3 protein-coding genes and 1 pseudogene are annotated in these 2,317 nt (G+C 32.3%); 2 read left to right on the top strand and 2 right to left on the bottom strand.

What is annotated here, in order from left to right; all coding sequences use genetic code 11:
- Positions 1-328, bottom strand: a 328-nt coding sequence (locus DVJ99_RS12765) for a helix-turn-helix domain-containing protein (protein ID WP_162912221.1), incomplete at its 3' end; no start/stop codon positions are given.
- A complete protein-coding gene (locus DVJ99_RS12760) occupies positions 318-515 on the bottom strand; it encodes a helix-turn-helix domain-containing protein (protein WP_000384569.1) in 198 nt (65 codons plus the stop codon). The genes DVJ99_RS12760 and DVJ99_RS12765, both read right to left, overlap by 11 nt.
- A gap of 180 nt (positions 516-695) precedes the next feature.
- On the opposite strand from DVJ99_RS12760, the pseudogene DVJ99_RS13410 reads away from it, so the two are divergent.
- Together DVJ99_RS13410 and DVJ99_RS13405 are read left to right on the top strand one after the other, a co-directional pair.
- Positions 696-992: pseudogene (locus DVJ99_RS13410) on the top strand (DNA topoisomerase); the annotation flags it as partial.
- Between the two features lie 9 nt (positions 993-1,001).
- Complete coding sequence (locus DVJ99_RS13405; protein WP_276118050.1) at positions 1,002-1,355, top strand: topoisomerase C-terminal repeat-containing protein; 354 nt, start codon at positions 1,002-1,004, stop codon at positions 1,353-1,355.
- Positions 1,356-2,317 lie beyond the last annotated feature (962 nt).

Here is a 2,317-nt window from a genome sequence, read left to right as displayed (position 1 = left end):
TCTCGCCCCCTTGCTGTCCAAAAAGAGGGATAAAAAACAACATTACAACAGAGCAATCAATCAAGCCAAATACTAAATCACGCATATGCTGTGTTTTTTGGTGACTATCTTTTTCTGCAATACAAATCAGTTCTCTATTGGATAACAGTTCATCTATTGTTACTCCGAAAAATTCTGCAATAGCTTTTAAGGAGTCAATGCTTGGATAGCCACGCCCTGACTCCCATTTTGAAATGGCTGTTCTTGATACATATAATTGCTCCGCAAGTTGTTCCTGCGTTAAGTTCTTTCCAGTCCTAAGCTGTTGTAGCTTTTCATTAAATTCCATGATTCTCCTCCTGTTTGTTCCTTGTTTTCATACGTCCATCAACGGGTTTTTCTGCATCTTTTGGTATCATCCATGCACGACCAAATTTTTCAGTTCCGTCAATGCGATTTTCCTCACATAATTTTTGTATCCGTCTTTCCGATATGCCCCATTTTTCAGAAGCGGCTTTCACAGAAATGTAATCCATAATATCAACTTCCTTTCGCAAAGAGTATATAATTATTATATACTCTTTGCGAAAGGAAGTTGATATTGATGATGAAGATAAAAATAATACATCAGAAGATACGCTACCGAATGTATCTGCAAATGATATGGTAATCGTCAGATTTGAAAATAAAAAAGGCGAAACAAAACCCCCAAAGATACTATACAGAGGGTTACACTATTAACTGCTATGAAGAACGCAGGGAACAAACTAGATAAAGAGAATAAAGATATTTTAAAAGAATCCGAGGGTATTGGTACAGAAGCTACCAGAGCCAGTATCATTGAAAATCTAAAACATAAACAATACATCAGCAACAAAGGGAAAAATATTCTAGTAACAGAAAAAGGCAATGCTTTGTGTGAAATCATTGGCAATGATCCCATTGCCAATGCAGAAATGACTGCTCAATGGGAAAAATATTTGAAAAAAATCCAAGAAAATACAGGTACACAAGAAAAATTCTTGACGAGTATTCAAAAATTTATAAAATATACTATTGAAAACGTTCCGAAAAGTTTCGAAAATAATCAAAAAATTGAAGAACATGTCAACAATTTAGAAGCAGATAACCTACTTGGTACTTGTCCAAAATGTGGCGGTAACGTAACAGATAAAGGAAAATTTTATGGTTGTAGTAACTATAAGACCAAAGATTGTAAGTTTTCTTTACCGAAAACATGGAGCAAAAAGAAATTACCACAAAAATCTTTAAAAGAATTATTAACCAAAGGAGAAACCTCGGAAATTAAAGGCTTTGTATCGAAAAATGGAAATAAATTTAATGCAAAATTTAGAATTGAAAGAAAACAAACTTAATTTTGTATTTGATTAAATTTTCTGTGTTGAGAGAGCGATTTTAAGCCGATTTCAGCCCAATAAGGTTAGGGCTTCATCATTAAACTACTTAAAATCGTCTTATTAAAACCTATATAAAGCAAAGGACAACTGATTAAGTCCTTTGCTTTATTTTTTTGTTTGATATGCCCAATTCAAAAATGCACCTAAATACGTATGCTATTCATTTAGTGTGCGTAAGGCGTTTGCTTTAGCGTGGTTATAACTACGTGATTAAAAATATGCAAGGGTAAAATGCACTCACAAGTTTCGCCCTTGCATATTTTGAAGTCACTCCGTTGTTTTATAACCAAGCAAACCGCCTAGCACACTGAAAAAATGAATAGATACTTTGGTTGCAATGCTCATTTTTGGAATATATCAAACATCAAGTTCAAAAGATGAAGCACCCAGCCAAAGCATCTAAAAAAATGAATTAAAAGATCAGATAGATAAAAATGATAAAGATATTGATGATTATAATGATCTTGTTAAAAGATATAATAATTTATATGAAGAAAACACTTCTTTAAAGAGCCAGATTGGCGATTTAAAAGAAGAAATTAAGTTAATATACCAATCTACTAAAAGATTCTTAAAAGACCGTATAAGCGATTTTAAAGCCTTTAAAGAAGTATTTAAAGAGTTAGCTGACAACATATCTAATATCTCAAGAGAAAAGGGATTAGATAGTAGTTTCAAGAAAGAATTTGATAGAGAAAACAAGAAAAAGCAAACTAGAGGAATAAGGTGATAAACTATGTATACTCTGTAAACGGTGTATACATAGTTTACTGCGTATACAATATAAAAGCGTTCAATTATCTATTGATAATCTAAGTTCCCCCTTACAGTCTTTAGGGGTATTGTTTTAAAAGAGTTAAAATTATGATATGCTAAAAGTGTTCAAAAAATATATTGATAACCTAAGTCCCCCTAAGTAG

The organism is Staphylococcus sp. EZ-P03 (assembly GCF_003344575.1).
In the GTDB taxonomy this organism is placed as follows: Bacteria; Bacillota; Bacilli; order Staphylococcales; family Staphylococcaceae; genus Staphylococcus; species Staphylococcus simulans_B.
This window is presented reverse-complemented; position numbering and strand designations above follow the sequence as displayed.